Origin of the sequence: Corynebacterium callunae DSM 20147, assembly GCF_000344785.1 — a bacterium.
Taxonomy (GTDB): domain Bacteria; phylum Actinomycetota; class Actinomycetes; order Mycobacteriales; family Mycobacteriaceae; genus Corynebacterium; species Corynebacterium callunae.
In genome coordinates this window covers 2738375-2761578 of the sequence record NC_020506.1, presented here as the reverse complement: position 1 = coordinate 2761578, position 23204 = coordinate 2738375, and the positions used below count along the sequence as shown (strand labels likewise).

At 53.3% G+C, this 23204-nt stretch carries 22 protein-coding genes; 14 read left to right on the top strand and 8 right to left on the bottom strand.

Annotated features, from left to right (window positions below):
• Positions 1–119: 119 nt before the first annotated feature.
• Together H924_RS12795 and H924_RS12790 are read right to left on the bottom strand one after the other, a co-directional pair.
• The gene (locus tag H924_RS12795; protein WP_015652380.1) at positions 120–1454 is read right to left on the bottom strand and encodes an FAD-dependent monooxygenase; all 1335 of its coding nucleotides are present in this window, start codon (positions 1452–1454) and stop codon (positions 120–122) included.
• Between the two features lie 104 nt (positions 1455–1558).
• The gene (locus H924_RS12790; RefSeq protein ID WP_015652379.1) at positions 1559–2905 is read right to left on the bottom strand and encodes an MFS transporter; all 1347 of its coding nucleotides are present in this window, start codon (positions 2903–2905) and stop codon (positions 1559–1561) included.
• 64 nt (positions 2906–2969) lie between these two features.
• On the opposite strand from H924_RS12790, the gene H924_RS12785 reads away from it, so the two are divergent.
• From H924_RS12785 to leuS, 6 genes are all read left to right on the top strand, one after another.
• Positions 2970–3761, top strand: coding sequence for an IclR family transcriptional regulator (locus tag H924_RS12785; protein ID WP_015652378.1), 792 nt, complete (start codon positions 2970–2972; stop codon positions 3759–3761).
• Positions 3762–3984: 223 nt separating this feature from the next.
• Positions 3985–5112: a cupin domain-containing protein gene (locus tag H924_RS12780; protein ID WP_015652377.1), complete on the top strand. Its 1128-nt coding sequence runs from the start codon at positions 3985–3987 to the stop codon at positions 5110–5112.
• A 6-nt stretch (positions 5113–5118) separates the two neighbouring features.
• Positions 5119–5958: a fumarylacetoacetate hydrolase family protein gene (locus tag H924_RS12775; RefSeq protein ID WP_015652376.1), complete on the top strand. Its 840-nt coding sequence runs from the start codon at positions 5119–5121 to the stop codon at positions 5956–5958.
• On the top strand, positions 5959–6693 hold the full coding sequence (locus H924_RS12770; RefSeq protein ID WP_015652375.1) for a maleylpyruvate isomerase family mycothiol-dependent enzyme: 735 nt from the start codon (positions 5959–5961) through the stop codon (positions 6691–6693).
• Between the two features lie 249 nt (positions 6694–6942).
• Positions 6943–7314, top strand: coding sequence for a HigA family addiction module antitoxin (locus H924_RS12765; RefSeq protein ID WP_029703551.1), 372 nt, complete (start codon positions 6943–6945; stop codon positions 7312–7314).
• A 60-nt stretch (positions 7315–7374) separates the two neighbouring features.
• Positions 7375–10233, top strand: coding sequence for a leucine--tRNA ligase (leuS, locus tag H924_RS12760; RefSeq protein ID WP_015652373.1), 2859 nt, complete (start codon positions 7375–7377; stop codon positions 10231–10233).
• Between the two features lie 63 nt (positions 10234–10296).
• Here leuS and H924_RS12755 read toward each other — a convergent pair whose 3' ends face one another.
• A complete protein-coding gene (locus H924_RS12755; protein WP_015652372.1) occupies positions 10297–10905 on the bottom strand; it encodes a malonic semialdehyde reductase in 609 nt (202 codons plus the stop codon).
• A 181-nt stretch (positions 10906–11086) separates the two neighbouring features.
• On the opposite strand from H924_RS12755, the gene H924_RS12750 reads away from it, so the two are divergent.
• Complete coding sequence (locus tag H924_RS12750; protein ID WP_015652371.1) at positions 11087–11398, top strand: hypothetical protein; 312 nt, start codon at positions 11087–11089, stop codon at positions 11396–11398.
• 121 nt (positions 11399–11519) lie between these two features.
• Positions 11520–12752: an NAD(P)/FAD-dependent oxidoreductase gene (locus tag H924_RS12745; protein ID WP_015652370.1), complete on the top strand. Its 1233-nt coding sequence runs from the start codon at positions 11520–11522 to the stop codon at positions 12750–12752.
• On the opposite strand, the gene H924_RS12740 is transcribed toward H924_RS12745, so the two are convergent.
• The gene (locus H924_RS12740) at positions 12753–14063 is read right to left on the bottom strand and encodes a dihydrolipoyl dehydrogenase family protein (RefSeq protein ID WP_015652369.1); all 1311 of its coding nucleotides are present in this window, start codon (positions 14061–14063) and stop codon (positions 12753–12755) included. It abuts the gene before it with no gap.
• 118 nt (positions 14064–14181) lie between these two features.
• On the opposite strand from H924_RS12740, the gene H924_RS12735 reads away from it, so the two are divergent.
• Genes H924_RS12735 through H924_RS12720 form a run of 4 tightly spaced genes read left to right on the top strand, consistent with a single transcriptional unit; the run spans position 14182 to position 17697 of the window.
• The gene (locus H924_RS12735; RefSeq protein ID WP_015652368.1) at positions 14182–14817 is read left to right on the top strand and encodes a VanZ family protein; all 636 of its coding nucleotides are present in this window, start codon (positions 14182–14184) and stop codon (positions 14815–14817) included.
• 26 nt (positions 14818–14843) lie between these two features.
• A complete protein-coding gene (locus H924_RS12730; RefSeq protein WP_245533876.1) occupies positions 14844–15506 on the top strand; it encodes a VanZ family protein in 663 nt (220 codons plus the stop codon).
• Positions 15507–15516: 10 nt separating this feature from the next.
• Positions 15517–16170 carry a VanZ family protein gene (locus H924_RS12725; RefSeq protein WP_015652366.1) on the top strand — a complete coding sequence of 218 codons (654 nt, stop codon included), beginning with the start codon at positions 15517–15519 and terminating at the stop codon, positions 16168–16170.
• 39 nt (positions 16171–16209) lie between these two features.
• A complete protein-coding gene (locus H924_RS12720; protein ID WP_015652365.1) occupies positions 16210–17697 on the top strand; it encodes a gluconokinase in 1488 nt (495 codons plus the stop codon).
• 3 nt (positions 17698–17700) lie between these two features.
• Here the strand turns inward: H924_RS12720 and H924_RS12715 are convergent, their stop codons facing one another.
• Together H924_RS12715 and H924_RS12710 are read right to left on the bottom strand one after the other, a co-directional pair.
• The gene (locus H924_RS12715; RefSeq protein WP_015652364.1) at positions 17701–18873 is read right to left on the bottom strand and encodes an MFS transporter; all 1173 of its coding nucleotides are present in this window, start codon (positions 18871–18873) and stop codon (positions 17701–17703) included.
• 121 nt (positions 18874–18994) lie between these two features.
• The gene (locus H924_RS12710; protein ID WP_015652363.1) at positions 18995–19960 is read right to left on the bottom strand and encodes an ABC transporter substrate-binding protein; all 966 of its coding nucleotides are present in this window, start codon (positions 19958–19960) and stop codon (positions 18995–18997) included.
• A gap of 127 nt (positions 19961–20087) precedes the next feature.
• Here H924_RS12710 and H924_RS12705 point away from each other — a divergent pair, with 127 nt between their 5' ends.
• Both H924_RS12705 and H924_RS12700 read left to right on the top strand, forming a co-directional pair.
• Complete coding sequence (locus tag H924_RS12705; protein WP_035107907.1) at positions 20088–21101, top strand: zinc-binding alcohol dehydrogenase family protein; 1014 nt, start codon at positions 20088–20090, stop codon at positions 21099–21101.
• 4 nt (positions 21102–21105) lie between these two features.
• Entirely contained in the window at positions 21106–21591 is a 486-nt protein-coding gene (locus H924_RS12700; protein WP_015652361.1) for a methylated-DNA--[protein]-cysteine S-methyltransferase, read from the top strand.
• On the opposite strand, the gene H924_RS12695 is transcribed toward H924_RS12700, so the two are convergent.
• Both H924_RS12695 and H924_RS12690 read right to left on the bottom strand, forming a co-directional pair.
• The gene (locus tag H924_RS12695; RefSeq protein WP_015652360.1) at positions 21592–22080 is read right to left on the bottom strand and encodes a YdcF family protein; all 489 of its coding nucleotides are present in this window, start codon (positions 22078–22080) and stop codon (positions 21592–21594) included.
• A 214-nt stretch (positions 22081–22294) separates the two neighbouring features.
• Positions 22295–23104, bottom strand: a complete 810-nt coding sequence (locus H924_RS12690; protein ID WP_015652359.1) for an Fpg/Nei family DNA glycosylase — start codon at positions 23102–23104, stop codon at positions 22295–22297.
• Positions 23105–23204: the final 100 nt, after the last annotated feature.

Genomic DNA, 23204 nt, shown 5'->3' with positions numbered 1-23204 from the left:
ATCGTTTGCCCTCCCCAGTAATCACTAGGGATTGAGGGGTGCGTCGAAAAGCGCCTTAAAAATAACGTTGCCACACAGGTACAAGTACCTGTGTGGCAACGTTTTATGCTTTTCGACGTCTACTTATTCTGCTCGAGGAGAGCGTAACGCCATTCCTCCAAGCCCTGAGGAACATCGCCCTTGGAAGGATCTGCAATGTACTCACGCTTGGAAGCGTCATACCCCCACAGCCAGTCTGCGTAGCGGAACCAACCGGTGCGATCAGCCTGACGGAAGAGCTCATTGCGGATCAAACGAGAGGTGCCATCAAGGTGCCATAGCTCGCCCCAGAAACGACCCACGGTCTGAATGCGCTTGGTGCGTGGCAGGCGCTCAGCCTCTACCTCGGAGAGGACAGCGTCCCAATCCAGGTTGCCAGCCTTGGCTGCGTCAGCAGCGAAGAGGGCAATAGCCTCGGCATCTTCCATAGCCATAACAGCGCCGGAAGCCAGGTACTGCAATGGTGGGTGAGCTGCGTCGCCAACGAGCAACATGCGACCAACCTTCCACTGGGTTAGTGGCTCGCGGTCAGACATCTGCCACCAGTTGTTGCGCCACATGGTGCCCAGGCGGCTCTGGATGAACTCATCGCAGTGGCCGTATGCCTGCTCCAGCTCTTCAGGGTTGCCCCAGTCCTCAGGGATGTTGCCGGCTTCGCGACCCTCAAGGTAACGCTTGGACTCAAACACAGCAACCTGGTTGAGCAGGTCGCCGCCACGCAGTGGGTACTGAATGAAGTGAACGTGAGGTCCGATGTAGCCGATAACAGACTTCAGACCCTGCATCTCTGGCTCATCAGCAAGCTTGGAAGTGCCACGGTAAGCCACGTAGGAGGAAGCAACTGGCTCATCCTCAACAACTTTCTTGCGCATAACGGAGTGGATTCCGTCATATGCCAAGAAGATATCAGCGATGTGGGTTTCCTTGTCTTCGCCGGGGTTTACAGCGCTTTCAATGTCTACCTCGATGCCATTGTCGATGGTGTGGGAATCGGTAACCAGCACACCATTGTGGAGCTTTGCACCAGCTTCAATAGCGTTCTTAACCAAGATGCTCAGCAGATCGGAGCGGTGGATAACCAGGTAACGTCCGCCGTAGTGCTTTTGGAACTCTTCATCAAAGTCCAGGGTGAGGATGGTTTCGCGGGTGATGGCATCGCGGAACTGCATATCCTCTGGCAGGAAGCCAGCAGCAACAATCTGATCCAACAAGCCCCAAGACTCCAGCATGCGCCAACCGTGAGGTCCGATCTGCAGGCCAGCGCCAACTTCCTTGAATTCAGGTGCACGCTCGTAAAGGGTGACATCTGCGCCACGCAGCGCCAGCGCTAGAGCGCCAGCTGCGCCACCAATTCCGCCACCGGAAATGATGATTTTTTGGCCTTCAAGTTCATTTGTCTTTGGGAGGTGTGACATAAGAAAGACTTCCTAAAAGTGCTGTTTGAAGAATCTGGGGAGCTGTTTGAAGCCATGTGAGCTGGGGACTTTATGAATGCCCAGCCCACTGGTGTTTAAAACTTTTAGCCTTGTACTTCGACGTTGTTATTAGTTCCGAAGTTGCGCTGGAGGCGTAGCAATACGCTCAAGGAGATGGCGGAGAGCAAGGCTGCAGCGCCGAACATGATGAAGTTGGAGTTCACGCCGAGGTTCCACGCCAGTAGTAGACCTGCAAGCTGCGGTGCAACCACAGCGCCGATACGTCCAACGCCCAAGGCCCAGCCCAAAGCGGTACCGCGCATGTTGCTTGGGTAGAAGTTGGCAACTGCAGCGATGATCAGGATCTGAGTGCCGTGAGTACCAACGCCAGCCAAGATGAGGATGACATAAACGGCAACAACTGGTGGGTAAGTAAGCAGCAGGAGCAGGGCGATGCCAGCCACACCAGCAGCAACGATGCCGGAGCGGATGGGTCCGAAACGGTCGCCTGCCCATGCCGTAACAATGGAGCCGATGATGGCGCCGAGGTTAAGCGCCAGGGTGAACATAAGTGCGTGGCCGAAGTTGTAGCCAGCGGTTTCCATCAGACGTGGCAGCCAGGTGCCCAGGCCGTACCAAGCCAGCAGGGTAACGAAGGTGGCCAGTGCAAACCAGATAGAGATCCAGCGGTAACGAGAAACCAATAGATCCTTGAATCCAGCAGGCGCGGAGTGACCTTCGCGAGCTTCGTGATCAGCCTTAATGGCCTTGTCAGATGGGATAACCTTCATCGCGATTGGCAGACCGATGATCAAAGGCACCACCGCGACGAGGAACATGAAGCGCCAGCCCCACTCTTCAGAGGATGGGATGATGAAACGTGCCAGGATGGCTGCGATGGAACCGCCTAGTGGCACACCGGACATCATGATGGTGGCCCATGCAGACATAGTCTTGCGTGGCACTAGGTCAGAGGTCATCGCGTTTACCGATGGAACCAGGCCACCAAGGCCTAGACCTGCGACAAAACGGAGTAGGCCGAAAACCCATGGGTTAGGGGCAAAGGCGCAGAGCAGAGTGAAGACTGAGAGGATCAGGACGGAGCCAATAACGGCTGCCTTGCGTCCAATGCGGTCAGAAAGGCGACCGATGACAATTGCACCGATGGCCATGCCGAAGAATGCAGTGGAGCCGATGGTGCCGAGAGTTGCAGAGCTGAGGTTCCACTCTTTAGCCAGAGCGGACTGAACTGTTCCATAGACGATGAGGTCGTAGCCGTCGAAGACGACGAAGAACCAACCAATGAGTACGGCAGCAAGTCGCCTGCCACTGATGCCCAGAAACGTGAAACCCTTGTTTTCAATCTCTGAGTAGGAGGGACCGGCGCCTGTTGCTGAGTTTCCCTGCGGGTGCGCTGCGGCGCTCCCGTGTCCTGTCGCGTGTGAGGTCATAGCTATATGTTCTTAGTGGGCTAAGTTACAATCAAAGGAATTCCTTTATGTGGAAAGTAGGATTATGGATAGCGTGGCACCCACCCATGGGCTACCCCCGAAGGCGTTTTTGAGTTCTGTTGACACGGCTTTACAGCTGATTTTGCTGCTCCGAGATTCTGGTCGGCTCACTATTTCTGGAGCTGCCGAGGAGCTCGGAGTTGGTCTCTCTACTGTGCATAGATCCATGGCCATGTTGGTCTATCGCGGTTTTGCGGTGCGTAGTGAATCACGGGTTTATTTGCCCGGTCCCGCATTGTCTACCTCTGCCCTACAGCCGGGGTTGGGTGCAGATCTCACCAGTGTGTGCAGGCACCATATGGAGGCAATGGCTAAAGAAACCGGAGAGACCTGCCATTTGGTTATTTTGCAGGGCTCTTCAGTGCACTTTATCCACTCCGTAGAGGGGTCTTTGCCGGTGCGTGTTGGTAATCGCCGAGGTCAGGTCATGCCCGCCACTCAAAATGCCGGTGGATTGGTGATGCTTGCGGAAATGTCGTCAGGTGAGCTGCGTTCGCTTTTTTCCAGCTTGGGTGATGAGGAATTTGAGAACCTGCGCAAGCGTCTGCGCCGCACTCGCGATAGGGGTCATGGCACCAACTTTGGCTTCTTTGAACAAGACGTCAGTGCAGTGGCAGAACCCCTGGTTAACGAGGTAGGAGATGTCCTGGGCGCACTCTCTTTGGCGGTGCCATCGGGGCGTTTTAGAGGGGCTTATCCGAGGTGTGTGGAGTCCCTGCAAGGGCACATGCGGGACCTGAACAGGGCATTAGCTTCATATCGCATTTCTGAAAAGCAGCCTTTGCGGCGTCTTTAGTCTTAAACCTACCCCTGGATCACCCCCATTAAATGAACTTTCCGTATGGCGGAAATACGTTGAGTCACGTTTCGAAGGTCAATATGTTCGAGCTCACAAGCAGTCGAGATCCTTAACTGTTAATCACAACTGTTTTCTGGAAATACTCACTCTTTGCGCACACCTCGTACGTACAGAAACGTAAATCCGGAACTTCACAATGAGAATTGAGGAGGACTCCACAATGGGTGCCCCAAAGAATACTGATTACTCAACTGAACACGTCAAGCAGGAAGTTCCACCAGCTACCCCAGAGGAGCAGGCAGAGCTCGACGCCATGTACCAGAGGATGGATGAGATCCACCTCAAGCCACTGTGGACCCAGATTGGTGGGCTCATGCCTAACCACCCTGAGCCACGTGCAGTTGCACACAAGTGGGATTGGTCCGAGCTGCTCAAGCTGGCACAGCGTTCCGGTGAGCTCGTTCCAGTTGGTCGCGGCGGCGAACGTCGTGCCATCGGCCTGGCAAACCCAGGTCTAGACGGTAACACCTACATCTCCCCTACCCTATGGGCTGCGATCCAGTACCTCGCACCTGGCGAGAACGCTCCTGAGCACCGCCACTCCCAGAACGCATTCCGCTTTGTCATCGAAGGCGAAGGCGTTTGGACCGTTGTAAACGGCGATCCAGTTCCAATGAAGCGTGGCGACTTCCTGCTCACCCCAGGCTGGAACTACCACGGCCACCACAACATTGCGACCGAGCCAATGGCTTGGCTCGACGGCCTGGACATTCCATTTGCTTATCAGATGGACACCGGCTTCTTCGAGTACGGCACCGAGAAGCTCACCGATGAGTCCACCCCAGATCTGTCCCGCTCTGAGCGCCTGTGGGCACACCCAGGTCTGCGCCCTGTCGCATTCCCAGGTAAGACCTCCTACTCCCCAATCGGCCGTTACGCTTGGGAGCACACCGATGCAGCACTGAACGATCAGCTCGCATTGGAAGAAGCCGGCCACCCAGGCACCGTCGCTCCAGGCCACGCTGCCATCCGCTTCACCAACCCAACCACCGGTGGCGATGTTATGACCACCATCCGTGCAGAGTTCCACCGCCTACGCCCAGGTGCTGCAACCACCCCAATCCATGAGGTTGGTAACCGTTGCTTTCAGGTCTTCGAGGGTTCCGCCACCATCAATGTTGGCGATAAGACCTTCGAGGCAAACCACGGCGATGTCATCAATGTACCGTCGTGGCAGAAGTGGAATGTCATCGCCGGCGAAGACGGCGTTGATCTTTTCTGCTTCTCTGATGCCCCAATCTTTGAGGCTCTTAACCTTGCTCGTTCATTTACTCCGGAAGGAATCTAATTCAAGATGCGTCTTGCAACAATCCGCCAAAATGGCTCCACCATCGCGGCCCGCGTAGAGTCTGACAACACCGCAACCCCAATCGAGGGCTACGCAAACGTCGGCGAGCTGCTCCAGGAGAGCAACTGGCGTGAGCTTGCTGAAGCTGCATCCGCTGAAGCAATTACCTTTGAGAACAAGGACCTCGACGCTGTCGTTCCAGCTCCTAAGAAGATCGTTTGTGTTGGTCTGAACTACGCAAACCACATCAAGGAGATGGGTCGTAATCTTCCTGAGGATCCAACCCTCTTTGTTAAGTACCCAGATGCTCTTATCGGACCATTTGATGATGTTGTCGTTCCAGAGTGGGCTAACAAGGCTCTTGACTGGGAAGGCGAGATGGCAGTTGTTATCGGCAAGCGCGCACGTCGTGTGCAGGAAACTGATGCTAAGGATTACATCGCTGGCTACGCAGTCATCAATGACTACACCCTGCGCGATTTCCAGTACCGCGCACCAGCCGCAACCCCACAGTGGCACCAGGGCAAGTCCTTGGAAAAGTCTGCAGGCTTCGGTCCTTGGATGACCACCCCAGATTCCTTCGAGTTCGGTGGCGAGCTTTCTACCTACCTCGAGGGCGAGAAGATGCAGTCCACCCCAACAAATGACCTGGTCTTCAGCCCAGAAAAGCTCATTGAGTACATCACTCACCTTTATCCATTGGATGCCGGCGACGTTATCGTAACCGGTACCCCAGGTGGCGTTGGCCATGCTCGCAACCCTAAGCGCTACATCGGTGATGGCGAGACCGTAAAGGTTGAGATCGAGGGCCTCGGCTTCATCGAGAACAAGACGGTGTTCGAGTAAATGACAACTTTCCACGAACTACCGCTTGAAGAGCGGCTGGCTCTGGTTAGGTTGGGCACTTCCCACTATTCACGTCAGCTGTCGCTCATTGACAACGCTGACTTTGATGAGCCCACCAACCTTGCAGGTTGGACCCGTTCTCATGTGATCGCGCATGTGGCTTATAACGCCATTGCCATTTGCAACCTGATTCACTGGGCCAACACCGGCGAAGAAACTCCCATGTACTCCTCCCCCGGAGCACGCAATGAGGAAATCGCCTATGGAGCAACCCTGATTCCGGATGCACTGCGCAACCTGCACGAGCACTCCGTAGCCCGTCTAGACGTCGCATGGCGAGATTCCTCCGCGGAATCCTGGTCTCATGAGGTTCTCACCGCGCAGGGACGTACCGTTCCTGCCAGTGAAACCCTGTGGATGCGTTCCCGCGAGGTCTGGATCCACGCTGTTGATCTCGGCGCCGTTGCCAGCTTCGGCAACATTCCGACCGTGATCCTCGAGACCCTGGCCGCTGAAATCACCCAGAAATGGGCTGGACAGGGTGTCGGCGAAGGACTTGTGCTTGTCGACGAGTCCTCCCGCACGCGCTACGCTGCCGCACCGGCCGCAGCAGGCGAGTCCGAAACGGTTATTAGCGGCAGCCTCGCAGGCATCGTCCGCTATGCTGCGGGTCGCGGCGTCGAGGGTGTCACTGTGGAATCTGGAGAGGTTCCAGAACCACCACGCTGGCTCTAACCCTCTAATAGAATGACCCCTTCCAAGTTTTGGAAGGGGTCATTTTTTACCTTTTTCAAGGCTAATATTTTGTTCTCAAAATGACCTTCAATAATTACCTATGCCGCATCTCGTTATATGCCGCCTGGCATTAAAGTTGTTATGACGCTATGCGTCATATTTCAGCTAAAGGGCACTACACCCCCAATGCGTTATAGGTATAGTTGGGAACGCTAAGATGAATTTTTATCATTTAGCGCAATCAAGGGGATGGATAAACAAGTGCAGGATGCAGGCAATAATCACACCACAGAACACCCCGTTATGCCGGGTGAAATTTTGTGGGAAGAGTTCATGGAACCACTGGGTTTAAGCCAAAATGGGCTGGCTCGCGCCATTGGAGTTCCACCGCGCCGCATCAATGAAATTGTGCACGGTAAAAGGGCTATTACTGCAGATACTGCCCTGCGTTTAGCGGCTTATTTAGGTCCTGATCCACAATTTTGGCTCAACCTGCAAACCCACTATGACCTCTCCATGGCTTATCTAAATACGCAGGAATTATTGGAGGCTATTAAGCCCTATGATCGTCAGCAAAATGTGTTGCGCAAGCTGAATCCTTTGCAGGAGCGCTCCCGCTAAGGGCTGTGAGTTTTGCCCTCGAAGCGGTGATGTCCCATAGACCTACTACACTGTTTAAGCATGACTAATCCGAGCGAAGGCACCTCGACACCAGCGTTCCGTTATACCCCGGAAGTAGCTAATAAAATCGAGGGCGAGTGGCAGAATTTTTGGAAAGAACACGGCACCTTTAATGCCCCCAATCCCAAGGGTGATCTAGCACCTGCTGATGGGCACGCTCTTCCCGATGACAAACTCTTTGTCCAGGATATGTTCCCCTACCCTTCAGGTGCTGGCCTGCACGTTGGCCACCCACTGGGTTATATCGCCACAGATGTTTTCGCCCGCTACAACCGCATGCTGGGCAAGAACGTGCTGCATACCTTAGGTTATGACGCTTTCGGCCTGCCAGCTGAGCAATACGCCATTCAAACCGGCACTCACCCACGCACCACCACCATGGCCAATATTGAGAACATGAAGCGCCAGCTGGGCGCTTTGGGTCTTGGTCATGATCCACGCCGTTCCGTGGCATCCACCGATCCTGAGTTTTATAAGTGGACCCAGTGGATCTTCTTGCAGATCTTTAATTCCTGGTTTGACCAGGAACAGCAAAAGGCTCGTCCTATTTCCGAGTTGATTCCTTTGCTCGAGTCTGGTGCGGTTGCCACGAAAGACGGCGCCGATTACAACCAGCTTGATCGCGTCGAAAAGCAAAAGGCAGTGGATGAGTTCCGCCTGGTTTATCGCTCCAACTCCACGGTGAACTGGTGCCCAGGTCTGGGCACCGTGCTGGCAAATGAGGAGGTCACCGCCGACGGTCGCTCGGAGCGCGGCAATTTCCCGGTATTCCGCAAGAACCTTTCTCAGTGGATGATGCGTATTACCGCTTATTCCGATCGCCTCATTGATGATCTTGACCTGCTGGATTGGCCAGACAAGGTGAAGTCCATGCAGCGCAACTGGATCGGTCGCTCCCGCGGTGCGGAGGTGGACTTCACTGCTGAAGGTGAAACCATCACCGTCTTCACCACCCGCCCTGACACCCTTTTTGGTGCCACCTATATGGTGCTTGCTCCTGAGCATGAGCTGGTTGATACCCTCACCGCCCGTGCTGGCGCCTATGAGAATACCGACGCACGCTGGACCAATGGCCAAGCCACCCCAGCTGAGGCCGTAGCTGCCTACCGCGCTGGCATTGCTGCGAAGTCTGACCTGGAGCGCCAGGAAAACAAGGAAAAGACCGGCGTCTTCCTTGGCGTTTATGCCACCAACCCAGTTAATGGCGAGCAGATTCCAGTGTTTATCGCGGACTATGTGCTCACCGGCTACGGCACCGGTGCCATCATGGCAGTTCCTGCGCACGATGAGCGTGACTATGAGTTTGCTACCGTTCTTGGCCTGCCAATTAAGGAAGTTGTGGCTGGCGGCAACATCGCCGAGGCTGCTTTCACCGAGTCCGGCGCCGCTGTGAACTCTGCCAATGACCAGGGCTTGGATCTTAACGGCTTGGCTAAAGAAGATGCCATTGCCAAGACCATCGAGTGGTTGGAGTCCAAGGGACCAGGCCGTGGCACCATTCAGTACAAGCTGCGCGACTGGCTCTTTGCTCGCCAGCGTTACTGGGGCGAGCCATTCCCAGTGGTTTATGACGAGGACGGTCTCGCACACTCCCTGCCAGAATCCATGCTGCCAGTGGAATTGCCAGAGGTAGAAGACTATAAGCCAGTCTCCTTCGATCCTAATGATGCTGACTCTGAGCCCTCCCCTCCCCTGGCGAAGGCACGCGAGTGGGTTGAGGTGGAATTGGATCTGGGCGATGGCCTAAAGAAGTACACCCGCGATACCAACGTTATGCCACAGTGGGCCGGTTCTTCTTGGTACCAGCTGCGTTATATCGATCCTTCCAATGACGAAATGTTCTGCGATATTGAGAACGAGCGTTATTGGACCGGACCTCGCCCAGACGTCCATGGTCCAAACGATCCCGGCGGAGTTGACCTCTACGTCGGTGGCGTTGAGCACGCTGTTTTGCACCTGCTCTACTCCCGTTTCTGGCACAAGGTGCTCTTTGACCTGGGCTATGTGTCCTCCAAAGAGCCTTATCGACGCCTCTACAACCAGGGCTACATCCAGGCTTATGCCTACACCGATTCCCGTGGCGTTTATGTGCCCGCGGAAGAGGTTGAGGAAAAGGATGGAAAATTCTTCTACCAGGGCGAGGAAGTCAACCAGGAATACGGCAAGATGGGCAAGTCCCTCAAGAACGCCGTAGCTCCTGATGATATCTGCGCCAACTACGGTGCCGATACCCTGCGCGTTTATGAAATGTTCATGGGACCTTTGGACACTTCCCGTCCATGGGCAACCAAGGATGTTGTTGGCGCTCAGCGCTTCCTGCAGCGCCTGTGGCGTTTGGTTGTGGATGAAAACACCGGCGAGGTGCTTGTTAACGATGCAGCGCTGAGCGATGAAGATAATAAGCAGCTGCACCGCACCATCGCAGGCGTGACCGATGATTACACCAACCTGCGTGTAAACACCGTGGTCTCCAAGTTGATTGAGTACGTCAACTACCTGACCAAGACCTACCCCAAGGCTGTTCCAGAAGCGGCTGTAGTGCCTTTGGCCATCATGGTTTCCCCTGTTGCTCCGCACATCGCCGAGGAACTGTGGAAGCAGCTTGGTCACGATGACACCATCACCTACCAGCCTTTCCCCACCTTCGATGAGAAGTGGCTCAAGGATGATGAAATTGAGCTGCCAGTACAGGTCAACGGCAAGGTCCGCGGTCGTGTCACCGTTGCAGCCGACGCCACCCAGGAGCAGATCATGGAGATTGTGCTTAACGACGAAAAGATCCAGGAGCATATTGCTGGAAAGAATCTGTTCAAGCAGATTGTTGTCCCCGGACGCATGGTTAACCTCGTGGTCAAATAAGCCCTAAAAAGCTAAATAAGCCGCTGCCCATGAAGGGCATCGGCTTATTTTTATTAAGAAACCTTAGATGGTCTCAACAACCTCATCAAATGCGAGGCGAGGCAGACGATCGTACCAAGCGTTTTCAGCTGGCTTGCCAAAGTTGATGGCAACGAGCACGCGGTGGCGGCCGTCTGGGAAGAACTCCTTGGAGATAGCTTCTGCATCCATGCCGGTCATTGGGCCAGCGGCCAGACCTGCAGCGCGGATACCGAGAACTGCATAACCAATCTGCAGGCCGGTGTTCATCTCTGCAACAGAGGCGCGAACAGCCTCGTCAGAGAACATATCGCGAGCACCTGGGAAGTGTGGGAAGAGCTGTGGCAGCTCATCGTGGAAGTCAACGTCAGCAGCCAAGAGAGCGGTTGCAGGAGCAGCCTGAGTCTTAGCCTGGTTGCCCTCAGCCATCAAAGGAACCAAACGAGCCTTAGCCTCTTCGGAACGCACGATCACAACGCGTAGTGGCTGGGAGTTCAGTGCGGTTGGAGCCCACTTGACGAGCTCGAAGATTGCCTGGATCTGCTCATCGGTAACTGGCTCATCGGTGAAAGCGTTGGCGGTGCGAGCTTCACGGAAGAGCAGGTCCTGTGCTTCTGCATCAAGCACAAGCGGGGTTTCATTAACAGTAGTCATGCTTTGTCTAACTACCTTCCCAAAATCTTTGTTCCCACATCAAGCAATTTGTGTGACGCGTCACGCAATTACTAAAAAGTGGCGACAAATGTATGGGGCGATGAATAAAGTGCTGCCGAATGGTGTCAATCTTGATAATCTCTGAGGGAACGTATTGTTTTCCATATTGAAGGAGTTATTTATGTCTAAGCTTCGCAACGCATCCATCGCCCTGCTCACCGCAGGCGCACTGACCCTGACCGCTACCCCAGCAATGGCACAGTCCTCGGGTTCTTCTGAGGTCGGAAACGCTTCCAGCGCAACCGAGTACGAGCGCGACATCTGGGGCTCCTCCAAGAACCTCGACGAGGTCTCCCAATTCGGCGTTACCTGGTACGGCTACACCCTGGCTATCACCGCAGCAGCAGCTGCCGGCCTAGTCTGGGCTAACGCCACCAACATTGAGAACGCTGCAGCTCAGTTCGGTATCACCCTGGACGTCCCAGGCGTCTAAAGCACCTCCTCAAAGCCCTGACATCACCTGATGTCAGGGCTTTAGCAATTCTCCGACATTTCTAGAAAATCTTCGCCATACTGGTAATAACAGGAGTCCATCCCACACCCAGGAGGGTTTCATGAGCACGCCCCGCAAAGCCATCGTTATCGGCGCTGGCATGGTGGGATTATCCACCGCCTGGTACCTCCAGGAACGGGGATTTGAGGTGAGTGTGCTTGATAAAACTGGGGTGGCAGCTGGTTCCTCCTGGGGAAATGCGGGCTGGCTTGCACCTGCGAAAACCATTCCACTTTCAGATTCCAGCCTGTGGTCCTATGGACCCAAAGCACTTTTTAATGCAGATTCTCCCTTGCATATGCCACTGCGAGTAGAACCCAAACTCTGGGAATTTCTAGCGCGCTTTATGGCCCAGGCATTTGAGAGCAAATGGGATTCCACCATGGCGGACCTCACCGCCATCGATAGGGTTGCACTTGCAGCCTTTGATGAAATGGAACTTGGTGGAGTTACTGGTATCAGCCATGAAGGCCCTTTTGTCATTGGCTTTGAAAATGAGGAGCAATCTCGAGGCTTTGCACGGGAAGTTGCGGGCGTGGTGCGCTATGGTCAAATTGCTGAGATGTCTCGCTTGGAAAATCCCCAAGAGCTAGCTCCCATGCTCAGCTCTGAGGTTTCCGTAGCATATCGGCTGGAAGGTCAGCGGTTTATTGAACCCGGGCCTTATGTGGCCGCGGTGGCGGCGGACGTCGAAAAGCGTGGTGGGCTAATTCGCACTGGCGTGGAGGTTACCCACGTTGCTGCAGGTGCGCGACCTGCCGTGATTTTGGCCGATGGCAGCCGCGAAGAGGCTGACAAAGTGGTAATTGCCACTGGTGCTTGGCTGCCGAAGTTGGCTCGAGAATATGGGGTAAAAACGCTGGTTCAGGCTGGGCGTGGTTATTCATTTTCGGTTGCTACCGATATCCCAGCCCAGCACCCGGTGTATTTGCCACACCACCGCATGGCATGCACGCCTTATCAGGGACGTTTCCGCATTGCTGGAACTATGGAGTTCCGCGGGCCAGATGAGCCTTTGCAACAACGTCGCATTACAGCAATTGTGAACCAGGCAAGTCGTTTGATGCGGGGCATAGATTTTGCTGAGCGCCAGGATGAGTGGGTTGGTTCGCGGCCAGTTACCCCAGATGGTCGGCCACTCCTTGGAGAAACCAAGGCTAAGGATATTTATGTAGCTGGTGGTCACGGCATGTGGGGCATGGTGCTGGGGCCTGCCAGTGGAAAATACCTGGCAGAGCTAATGGATACTGGTCAGACCAACCCGATTATTAAACCTTTTAATCCCCTGCGATGATCACTCCAGCAGCTGGTTAAAGATTTCAGAGCTAGCTGGGTGGGTGTAAATGCCACTCCCTAGCTCAGAAGCGGTGATGCCGTGGCGCATGGCAAGCGCAACCATATTGATGAGCTCCTGGGAATCCGCGCAATAAAGCGAGGCGCCGAGGATTTGATCATTGTCCTTATTGATAATGAACTTTGCCATGCCACGAGTCTGATTGATGATTTTGGGCCGTGGCACAATCGGCATCTTGGCGATTTCAGCCTTCTTAATGGTGATGTTGTGTCCAGCTTCATGGGCTGCGCGTTCTCCCAGCCCGATGGTGGCTAGTGGTGGCTCCAAAAATGTGGTGGTGGGAATCAGTCGTCCCCGGGTGGAACGAGTGCCCTTTCCTGCTAATTGATCCAGCACAATGCGGTGATCATCATAGGAAACATAGGTAAACTGCGGGCCTCCGGTGACATCGCCTACGGCAAAAATGCCCTCAATATTGCTGCGCAGGTGTTCGTCGACAAGCACTTCGCCGCGCTGGCCGGTCTTGATACCCGCGTTAGCGAGGTTGAGGTCCGCGGTGGCCGGGCGCCTGCCGACGGCAATAAGCGCTGCATCAACCTCGATGGAATCTTCTTCGAGGTGCACAGTGAGATCGCCACTAAAGCCGGTGACCTGCGCATTGGTGCGAAACTCCACACCGCGCTCGACGAGATCTGCGGTGGCGAGCTCCGCGATATCCTGATCAAAGTTCTTCAGGGGCGTGGCGCCGTGATCAAGAATGGTGACCTTGGTGCCCTGACCGCTAAAAAGGGTGGCAAATTCCAGGCCAATGGGGCCACCGCCGATGATGGCTAGGTGTTTAGGCGTCGGAGAAATGTGCTGAATGCTGGTGGAATCATAAATCTTGGGATTATCGATGCCCGGCCACTCCGGCCAAACTGGGGTGGAACCGGTGTTAATGATAATTTTTGGCGCACTGAGGACGAGGGTATCTTCACCTGCAGTAACAGTGACTTCGTGGTCGCCGCTAAAACGGGCGGTGCCATCAATAACCGTGACACCTTTATCCTGTGCCATCTTGAGGTTGGTGGCGTTAAGTTTGCCGATCAGCTGGTCGCGGGCTGTTACCGCTGCGGGGAAGGATTTTCCCTGGGAGGTCTCAAAAAGTAGCTTTTTGGTGGGGATACATCCGATATTGATGCAAGTTCCGCCGTACATTTGGGGGCTACGTTCAATGAGAGCCACCTTGTCACCAGCAGCAGAGCGTTTCATGGCGATGGTCTTGCCAGCCTTGCCGAAACCCAGGACTAAGAGATCAAAATTTTGGTCCATATTATTAACTCCTTATGCTTAAGTGTGCAGACTTCGAGGTGAGCTGCATAGGCATCTGCAGCTTCTTTCAGGGAGACTGTCAGCAGACATACAGCAGAGGCTTCTATGGTGGACTCTCATGTCAACCACCCAACTCCGAGAAAATCGCCACGCAACAATGCATTATGACACCACCCAGGATACGAGTATGCGCGATGCGCCGCGTAAGACGTCGCGCAAGACGTCGCCCAAGAAGCAAGGTGCCTCTACCTTGCTAACCGGGCTAGCTTTTGGTGTATATGCAGTGCTGTTGGCGATGCTTACGCTTTTAAAGAGCAGATTGTCCCTGGGTGGTTTATGGAATACCGAGGCACACCACTATCGCTCCCTAGACCTCCAACTCTTTAATGGATTTGTCGACGCACCCATTTGGTGGGGACCGTGGACCAATACCTTCGGCAATATCGCCCTCTTTATGCCAATGGGCTTTTACCTCTACCAAATCCTGCGCAAACATCGCCGCAGCCACTTCACGATTGTGGAGGTCACCCTCTACTCCGCCGTGATCAGCATGGTAATTGAAGTGCTGCAATGGGTTTTTGCGCTTGGTTACACCGATGTTGATGATTTGCTGCTTAATACCATCGGCGGATTACTCGGTGGCCTGGTAGCCATGACAGTTGGTGCGAGGTCACTGAAAAAACTCTCCTGGATTATCCTCGGCGGTAGCCTAGCGGTGGCAGGGTTGATGGTTTATTCCAGCATGGCGGGTTAAATTCGGTGGCGAGAAAATTTCACGGTTTGGCTAGCTCGGGTCGCCCTAGTGGTGCTGGTGTTCCGGGTCGCCCTAGTGGTGCTGGTGTCTCTGGCGGTGCTGGTGTCGGCGCTCCGTTAATTGTGCTGTCCCTTTTTGTTTATGGCTGGGTCATGGCACTGCTGACAGTGTTTAAACCCTTTGTAGCGATTGGCCTGCTTTGGGGCTACAAATCTGGTCGCGTCCGGGTAGTCTCCCTCGTTCCTTTTAATGACGCAATGGTGGGAGAATCTTTCCAGAGCATGCTCTTTGGTTATGGCGGAAACTTCATCTTCTTTGTGCCCTTTGGACTGCTGGTTTATGCGTTGCTGCGCGGAGGTGGTTGGCGTTGGTCTAGTGGTCTTAGCGGGCTCGGTGGGCGCGGAAGCGGGCGCGCCGGGGTGCATCGATTGCGCCGTGGGGGCAGGTTTCCCCTGCTTAAGACGACTTTGTTGGGCGCATTATGCAGCATCGCCATTGAAATAACGCAGTATATTTTCAGCCTGGGATATACCGATATTGACGATATTTTATTTAATACTTTGGGTGCCTTTATAGGTGCATTCATTGCCAAAGTTGCTGGTCCGCGCGCTAATGGGCTGTGGGTGGCGCTTGCCATTGCGGTGGCTGTGGTTTTCTTAGTCCTCGTTATTTTGGGACCAAGGATTTAATCTTGGGGACATGAAGAGTCCTAGTAAGCAGCTCTTAGCTGGTGCGTTACTTGCTTATAGTGCGGTAATGGTTTCTTTAACCATGTTGAAATCTTTTTTTGTAATTGGTCTGCTGTGGGAGCCTGCTGCACACCGCAATCGCTCAGTTTCGCTAGCTCCCCTTAATGACTTCGGGGAACCAGGCAGTTGGTTTTCACCACTTTTTGGCTATGGCGGAAACTTTGCCTTCTTTGTTCCTTTTGGGGTTTTGCTCTACGCGTTGCTGGACAAATTGTCAGAATCTCCGAGAGGAACTGGGACACGGCCTTTATTAGCGTGGCCACTATTATCTCGGCCTTTATTGCTGAAAACAACCTTGTTCGGCGCACTTTTTAGTGTGCTCATCGAATGCGCACAATATGCTTTCCGCTTGGGATATTCCGATATTGACGATGTTATTTTTAATGCCTTGGGGGCACTTTGTGGCGCCATTATTGCCCAGGTAGGTGCACGTATCCTTGGTAAGGGAAGTTATTGGATATGGGTGGTGCTGGCGCTATTTTTGGCAGTAATCTTCGCGGTATTGGTTGCTTTAGGTCCGCGGTTGGGTGATCCGGATAAGGTTGTTGATGTGGGTATGAGGCTGCCGGATGTTCTGACCGTGGAGCTTGGGTTATATCCTTAACTAAAACCGCCTAATAGTCAGACCATTAAAGGAAGCTTCATGGGATCCATTCCAACAATGTCCATTGAATTTGAAAACTCTCGCGCTCCTTATGTGCTCGCGATGGATATTGGATCAACAGCTTCCCGAGGTGGTCTTTATGATGCTTCAGGTTGCCCGATTAAAGCCTCTAAGCAGCGCGTTTCTCATGCTTTTAATGCTGGAGAAGGTAGCTCCACCATTGACCCAGATCAGGTTGTAGAAGAAATTCGCAGCGTCATGGCGGGCATTATTGAACAGCCCGAAGCGCATGGCGTGAAAGATAAAATCACAGGTATTGCGCTGGATTCTTTTGCATCATCACTTATTTTGGTTGATGCCGCTGGGAATGCGCTGACCCCTTGTTATACCTATGCGGATGCGCAATCTGCCAAGTATGTGGAACAGCTGCGCACTGAAATTTCCGAGGATGAATACCACGCCCGCACCGGCGTGCGCCTGCATCCTTCCTATCACCCAGCACGCCTTTTGTGGCTGAAAACTGAATTCCCTGAGCTTTTTGCCCAAGCTGCTCATGTGATGACCATCGGTGAATATGTCTACTTTAAGATCGCTGGTATCAAAGGCATGTCCACCTCTATTGCTGCCTGGAGTGGCATTCTTAATGCTCACACTGGTGAATTGGACCTGCCAATCCTAGAGCATATCGGCGTTGATCCAGCGTTATTCTCTGGAATTTTTGACCCCGATCAGCCTGATACCTCCGCCAATCTCGAAAATCCTGAGTGGGCTTTCCTAGAGCAGCTTCCTTGGTTCCATGCCATTCCAGATGGCTGGCCTTCCAATATCGGTCCCGGCGCGGTGGATTCTAAAACGGTTGCCGTCGCAGCTGCCACCTCTGGTGCCATGCGCGTTATTTTGCCAGGCGTACCTGCAGAAATCCCCTTCGGATTGTGGTGCTACCGGGTATCTGCCAAACAGTGCATTGTGGGCGGTGCCCTCAACGATGTCGGACGCGCAGTGAGCTGGTTGGAAGCCACCATCATTAAGCCAGACAACCTGGGCGAAATCCTGGCTGGCCCACCAATGGACACCGTGCCCTCCGTGCTGCCATTTTTCAGCGGCGAACGCTCCATCGGCTGGGCCAGTGCCGCGCGCGCCAGCATCACTAACCTGCAGACCAACAGCGGCCCGGCAGAAGTATGGCGCGGCGTTTTTGAATCCCTTGCCCTCTCCTACCAGCGCGTTTGGCATCACATGGAGCTCGCCGGCGCCACCCCGGAGCGCGTCATTGCTTCCGGCCGCGTGGCCACCGACCACCCCGAATTCCTCCATATGCTTTGCGACGCACTCAGCACCCCGGTGCTTCCACTTGAGATGAAGCGTGCCACCTTGCGGGGCACGGCGTTGATTGCTTTGGAGGTTCTTGATGCAGGTGGGGACCGTGCGCTGCCACCATTTGGCGAAGAACTGCAACCTCGTTATAGCGAGCACTATGTGCAGGCACGAGAGATCTTTGATGATCTTTATGAGAAGCTGGTTGATTAAGCACTAACGCAAAAGCGGACGGGCCCACAGCGCTAAAACCAAGGTGGAAGCCAAAGACAGCCCGGCCAGGATCCACAAAGTTCCGGCGATCCAGTTGGCATCCACCACCAGTGCGCCAAGTGCTGCGCCGGATGCAATTCCCACCTGATAGGTCACCACGTAGATCGAGGAGGCCGAATCAGGGTTTTCACGGCCCGCATGTAAGAAGATAGTGGTACCAAGAGTGGGAAGCGCACCATAAGCTGCTCCAAAAACTGCCACTGCGGCAAAAACAAGCACTGTGGCCAGCATTCCACCGCTGGCAAAAGCGAGATGTCCTAAAACTGCTGCCACAATAAACAAGGTGGTGGTGTGGGCACTGCCACGCAACATACGACGATCCACTGTGCGGGTAGCTACCGTTACGCCAATGAGCCCCATTGCGCCAAAGACAAAAAGTCCGGTGGAAACAAGAGCGCTCCCCGCATTCGCTGCCAAAATCAAGCCCAAATAGGTATAGGCGGCAAACACTCCTGTTACTGCTAGGAGTAGGAAAACTATCAAAGAAATAAGTCCCCAGGACAGTTGCTTCTTGGTGTTGTCCTTTGTACTGGTCAGCGGTGGCAAGGATGGCACAGTAGGTATGAGCACGGCTATCGCTGCAACCGTCAGTGCTCCCAAAATCCAGGATGCGACGCGCCAGCCAACTAGCTCGCCAATCCAGGTTGCCAATGGTGAGCCCATAACCAATGCCATGGTGGATCCAATAGAGACGATTCCCACTGCTTTGCCAGTATGTCCAGGTGACATTCGTGCTGCCATAGGACCAACCAAGGCCCAAAAGATGCCATGAGTTAGTGCTGCGGTGATTCTGCCAATCGCCAACATCGTATAATTGATGGTGAGAGCTTGAATGACAATTCCTATGAGCAAAAAACCCAATGTAACAAGGAAAACGGTGCGCTTATTAAAACGCGACACCCACATCATGAGCGGAATAGTAATCACCGCAACCACAGCTGCATATGCCGTCATGAGCAAACCGATACGAGACTCTGTCACACCCAGATCCTGCGCCATTGGCTGAATAAGTCCCACCGCAAACATTTCAAAAGTGACATAGACAAAAGCCGCAAAACTCATCGCAGTCAAAGGAACAATTGGAAACCGGGCTTCAGATGCGTGATTGGTGTTCATGGCTTTTCCTTATCTGGCTGGTTGACGTGGCATAAGCCTGTCACACACTGCTTGCCTGGTGTGCTACTTAGACTCGCACAACAATAGTTAGGAAGCAGGAGTTCGACCAGATAAAAGCAAACTACTTGTAGGTTCTTAGCAATTCTTCAATGACATCTAAAGCGTGCAATGCAGTGAGCGGTCCGCCTTCATGAGTTTGTTTATCAGAACGCATGACATGATGGTTTAAGACTGCGGGTAATTGTTGGTAGAGCTGGTCATCCTGCAGGTCTTGCCAAGTCTGGGGACTACTAACCAACATGATCAAGGCATCTGCATCGCTGAAACCTGAAAGCAATTGCTCGGGGCTGTATTCGGTTTCTTCACCGTCAATAGCTGTGGCAAAAGCTTGGGATGGGGTGGCTCCCAGATCTTGTAAAACAACAGAAAGCAATCTATTTGGGCGTGTTTCGAAGGTTCCACCATTAAAGCTCACCGGCGCGAATGTGTTATTTGCAAGTGTGTCAGCATATTGAGTGGAGAGCGTTTCCACGCGGGAGTCATAGTCTGCAATTAGCTCCGCAGCGCGTGCTTCCGTACCCGTGGCTTGGGCTACCAATCGAAGATCATCCTGCCAGGTACTGGTGTCTTGTTCGCCAATGGGGAGAACAGGGGCAATGGTCTCTAATTGCTCCTGGATGGGTTCGATGTCACTGAGCCTCGAGATGATGAGATCCGGATCTGCTGCTGCAATTGCTTCAAGGCTGATGTTGTCGGCTGCGAAAATTTCCTTTGCCCCATTGGTTTTAGCCTGCTCCAATTGGGTTGCCAATGGAGATTCCAGCTCGAGCGATCCTGCTTCCTCGTAGGGGTACCCCACAACTGGCAAGCCCAAGGCGAGCGCAATGTCAAGGTCGCGACGGCCTTCAAGAATGACTACAGAGTTGACTTCTTTAGGCACAGTGATCGTGCCAAGGGCAGTTTCTACGGTGTTCCCTGCAGTGGTTGCAGAGGACTCTGAGGGTGCAGTGGGATCTTCATTTGTAGCCCCACATCCGCTCAGCAGGAGGGCAGTGCCTAGCAGGGGAACTAACAGTCTCTTATTCATGTAAAGTTAGCCTACACTAACTTAAAGTTGAGGTTTTACCTACAAAAGACGATAGTTAACCAAAAACTTATTCAAAGGTGACATAAATTATCGGCAGGAAAAGCACTCGAGGGCTAACATCGGGTGCATGAGCGTGCACCAGGACACTTTTAGGCCCACAATGTCTGCTGTAGCAATGCTGGATTCTTTGCCCTCTGATCATCCAGATTTTCTCATTGACGTAGAGGTGGAGCGACCAAACCCAGGTCCGCGGGATGTACTGGTAGAAATTGCTGCTGTTTCCATCAATCCAGTTGATGCCAAAACACGCATGCGCGCCGGGAAGCAAGAAACTCCGAAGATTTTGGGATTTGATGCCACGGGCACTGTTGTTGAAGTGGGCAAGGAAGTCACGCTCTTTACTCCTGGCGATAAGGTTTTTTATGCCGGTTCAAATCAGCGCCAAGGCAGCAATGCGGAGTTTCAGCTGGTAGATGAAAGAATTGTCGGCACAGCTCCACGTAATATTTCAGACACTGAAGCAGCCGCTCTGCCTTTAGTAGCACTCACCGCCTGGGAAGCACTTTTTGATCGTTTGGGTGTTTCTGCAGATTCAGAGGGAACCCTTTTGGTACTGGGTGGAGCCGGAGGGGTGCCCTCGCTGATCATTCAACTGGCACGCACACTCACAAAGCTTAAGGTTGTGGGCACTGCCTCCCGTCCGGAATCCCAAGCCTGGGTAAAAGAGCTGGGGGCACATGAGGTTATTGATCATTCACACAATCTCAGTGAGCAAATTCAGGATGTGGATTATGTGTTTAGCTCCTGGACCACCGGCCGTGAGGTGGAATTAGCCCAGCTTATGAAGCCACAGTCACACCTTGTGCTTATCGACGACCCAGTTGCACCAAATCTGGGGGCCTTTAAGCAGAAGTCCATCGCTTTGCACTGGGAATTTATGTTCACCAGGGCCATGTTTGAAACTCCAGATATGGCTGAGCAGGGAAAAATTCTTAATAAGATTGCGGCGCTGGTGGATGAGGGGAAAATCAAGAGCCCTAAAAATGAGATGCTCACCGGACTTAATGCAGCTTCCCTCATGGAAGGCCACCGCATGGTGGAACAAGGAAAAACAATAGGAAAGATTGTTGTGAGGGCTTAAGATCATGCACCATCTTCGATATGAATCACCCATTGGCGAGCTACTTCTGGTGGCCAATGATCAAGGCTTAACCTATGTGGCTTTTGCCGATGAAAACTACGCCGCCTGCACTGTTGACTCTGTCCCTGGAGAAAACGCTATTCTGGAACAAGCGATCAGTGAGCTTGGAGAATACTTTGGTGGCAAGCGCAAGGAATTTTCGACTCCTCTGCAGTGGCCCAGCGAGGCGAATTTCAATTTCCGTGGCAAAGTCCAACAACATTTGTTGAGCATTCCTTATGGAGAATCTCGCACCTATAAAGCGCTTGCAACGGAGCTCAACAACACCGGAGCAGTTAGAGCAGTGGGCACTGCTTGCGCCACCAATCCCCTGCCAATCTTTGCCCCTTGCCACCGAGTGTTGCGCACTGATGGAACCTTAGGGGGTTACCGCGGCGGGCTGGAAGCTAAGCAGTGGCTTTTGGAATTGGAAGGTCACTCTGCCACCTAATTAGCAAGGAGAGGTAATCCAGAACTTCACAAAGCCGCCAATCTCATGGAGGATGGCGTCTTTAAGAGCCTGCCTATTGATAGCCTTGGGCAGACTATAAACCGTGGAATCGCCACCATAACACTGGTTAAACATGGTGCGAACACGTTGCGTGTGGGTACGGCTGGTTACCACCATGACACTTTCCCACCCATGTTCCTGGGCCAGGATATTAAAGGTGCGCGCCTCGCCTGAGGTAATAACAGGATAAGGATCCATGCAATAGGAAGTCGCCCCATCCGGACGTTTGTTGCCAGCGCAGTGGGCATAACCTACTTTGTCTTTGGCACCTTCTGGATTGGAAACTACAAAATTATCTGAATAGCCTTGCTCCACTAGCTGAGCACCAAGTTCATGGCGGCCATCACTGGAGCCTGCTAGAACCAAAATGGCGTCAACCTTATGAGGCTGCGCCTTGGCGGGATATACAAAGAAGGCAACAATCAACACGCAGATGATGCCCAGGATGATTAAAACGGGCAGAATTCGGAGCAGAAGTAGCCGTGAAATATTTATCGGTTTCCGGGCAATTGTCCGGCGCAGTCGCATTATTCTTCCCAACCATTGTTTTTTCTGCATGTACTTCCCGAACTATACCGGCGCAAGCATAAAGAGCCCGGTCGAGAAGGCAAGTTCTTAGGTACTTTTAACACCTAACCCAGGTTTAAGTCTGGCAGCTGGGGCACCAAAAGAGATTGCGGCCTTCCATAACTTGCTCCCGAATTGGAGTGCCACACACCAAACAAGGTTGGCCAGCACGCCGATAGGTATATACCTCTCCCCCATGATCGTCTTTGCGGGGTGGTCGGCCCATAGCTTCGGGAGTGTGCTCAGGGCGCACAGTATCAATTCGCCCTGCAACCACACCCGCCTTCATCAGCAACACTAGGTCGTCCCACATTGCTTCAAACTGCGCAGTACCTATGCGCGAACCGGGAGTAAAAGGTGAAATCCCCAATCGGAAAAGGGTTTCAGCACGGTAGATATTGCCCACACCTGCAAAGAGTTTTTGGTCCATAAGCAAAGATCCAATGCTGCGTTGTGAACGCTGCACCTTCAGCCGAATCGGCAATGGATCAGCGTCATCACGAATGGGATCGGCACCCAATTTGGCAATGGCAGCACTGCGCTCGGCATCGGTAATGAGGCGACACCATTGCGGGCCACGCAAATTAGCTGCGATTTCACCATTGGAAAGGTGCAAACGGATCTGGCCACGAGTCTCTGTAGCTGGCTCAAAATGTAAGGTGCCAATCAAACCGAGATGGATGTACACAATATTTTCCGGATGGGCACTTTCAAATTCCACAAAGAGGTGCTTTCCAAAAGCCTCTGCACGTGAGATGGGGGTTGCGTCGATAAGCGCTGCTTCGCGGGCAAATCGCCCCTGGGGCGAGGTAGCTTCCAGCTCGGCGTCGCCGAAATTTTTATGCAGCTCTTGAGCGAGGCGATGAATCACGTGTCCTTCTGGCATAAAACCTAACTTTAGCCAGCACAACAGCGTATTCAGCAATAGCTAAAGCAGAGGGTAGAGTCCAAAGGGTTAAAAATCAGCTGAAGCAACTGGGGAGTTG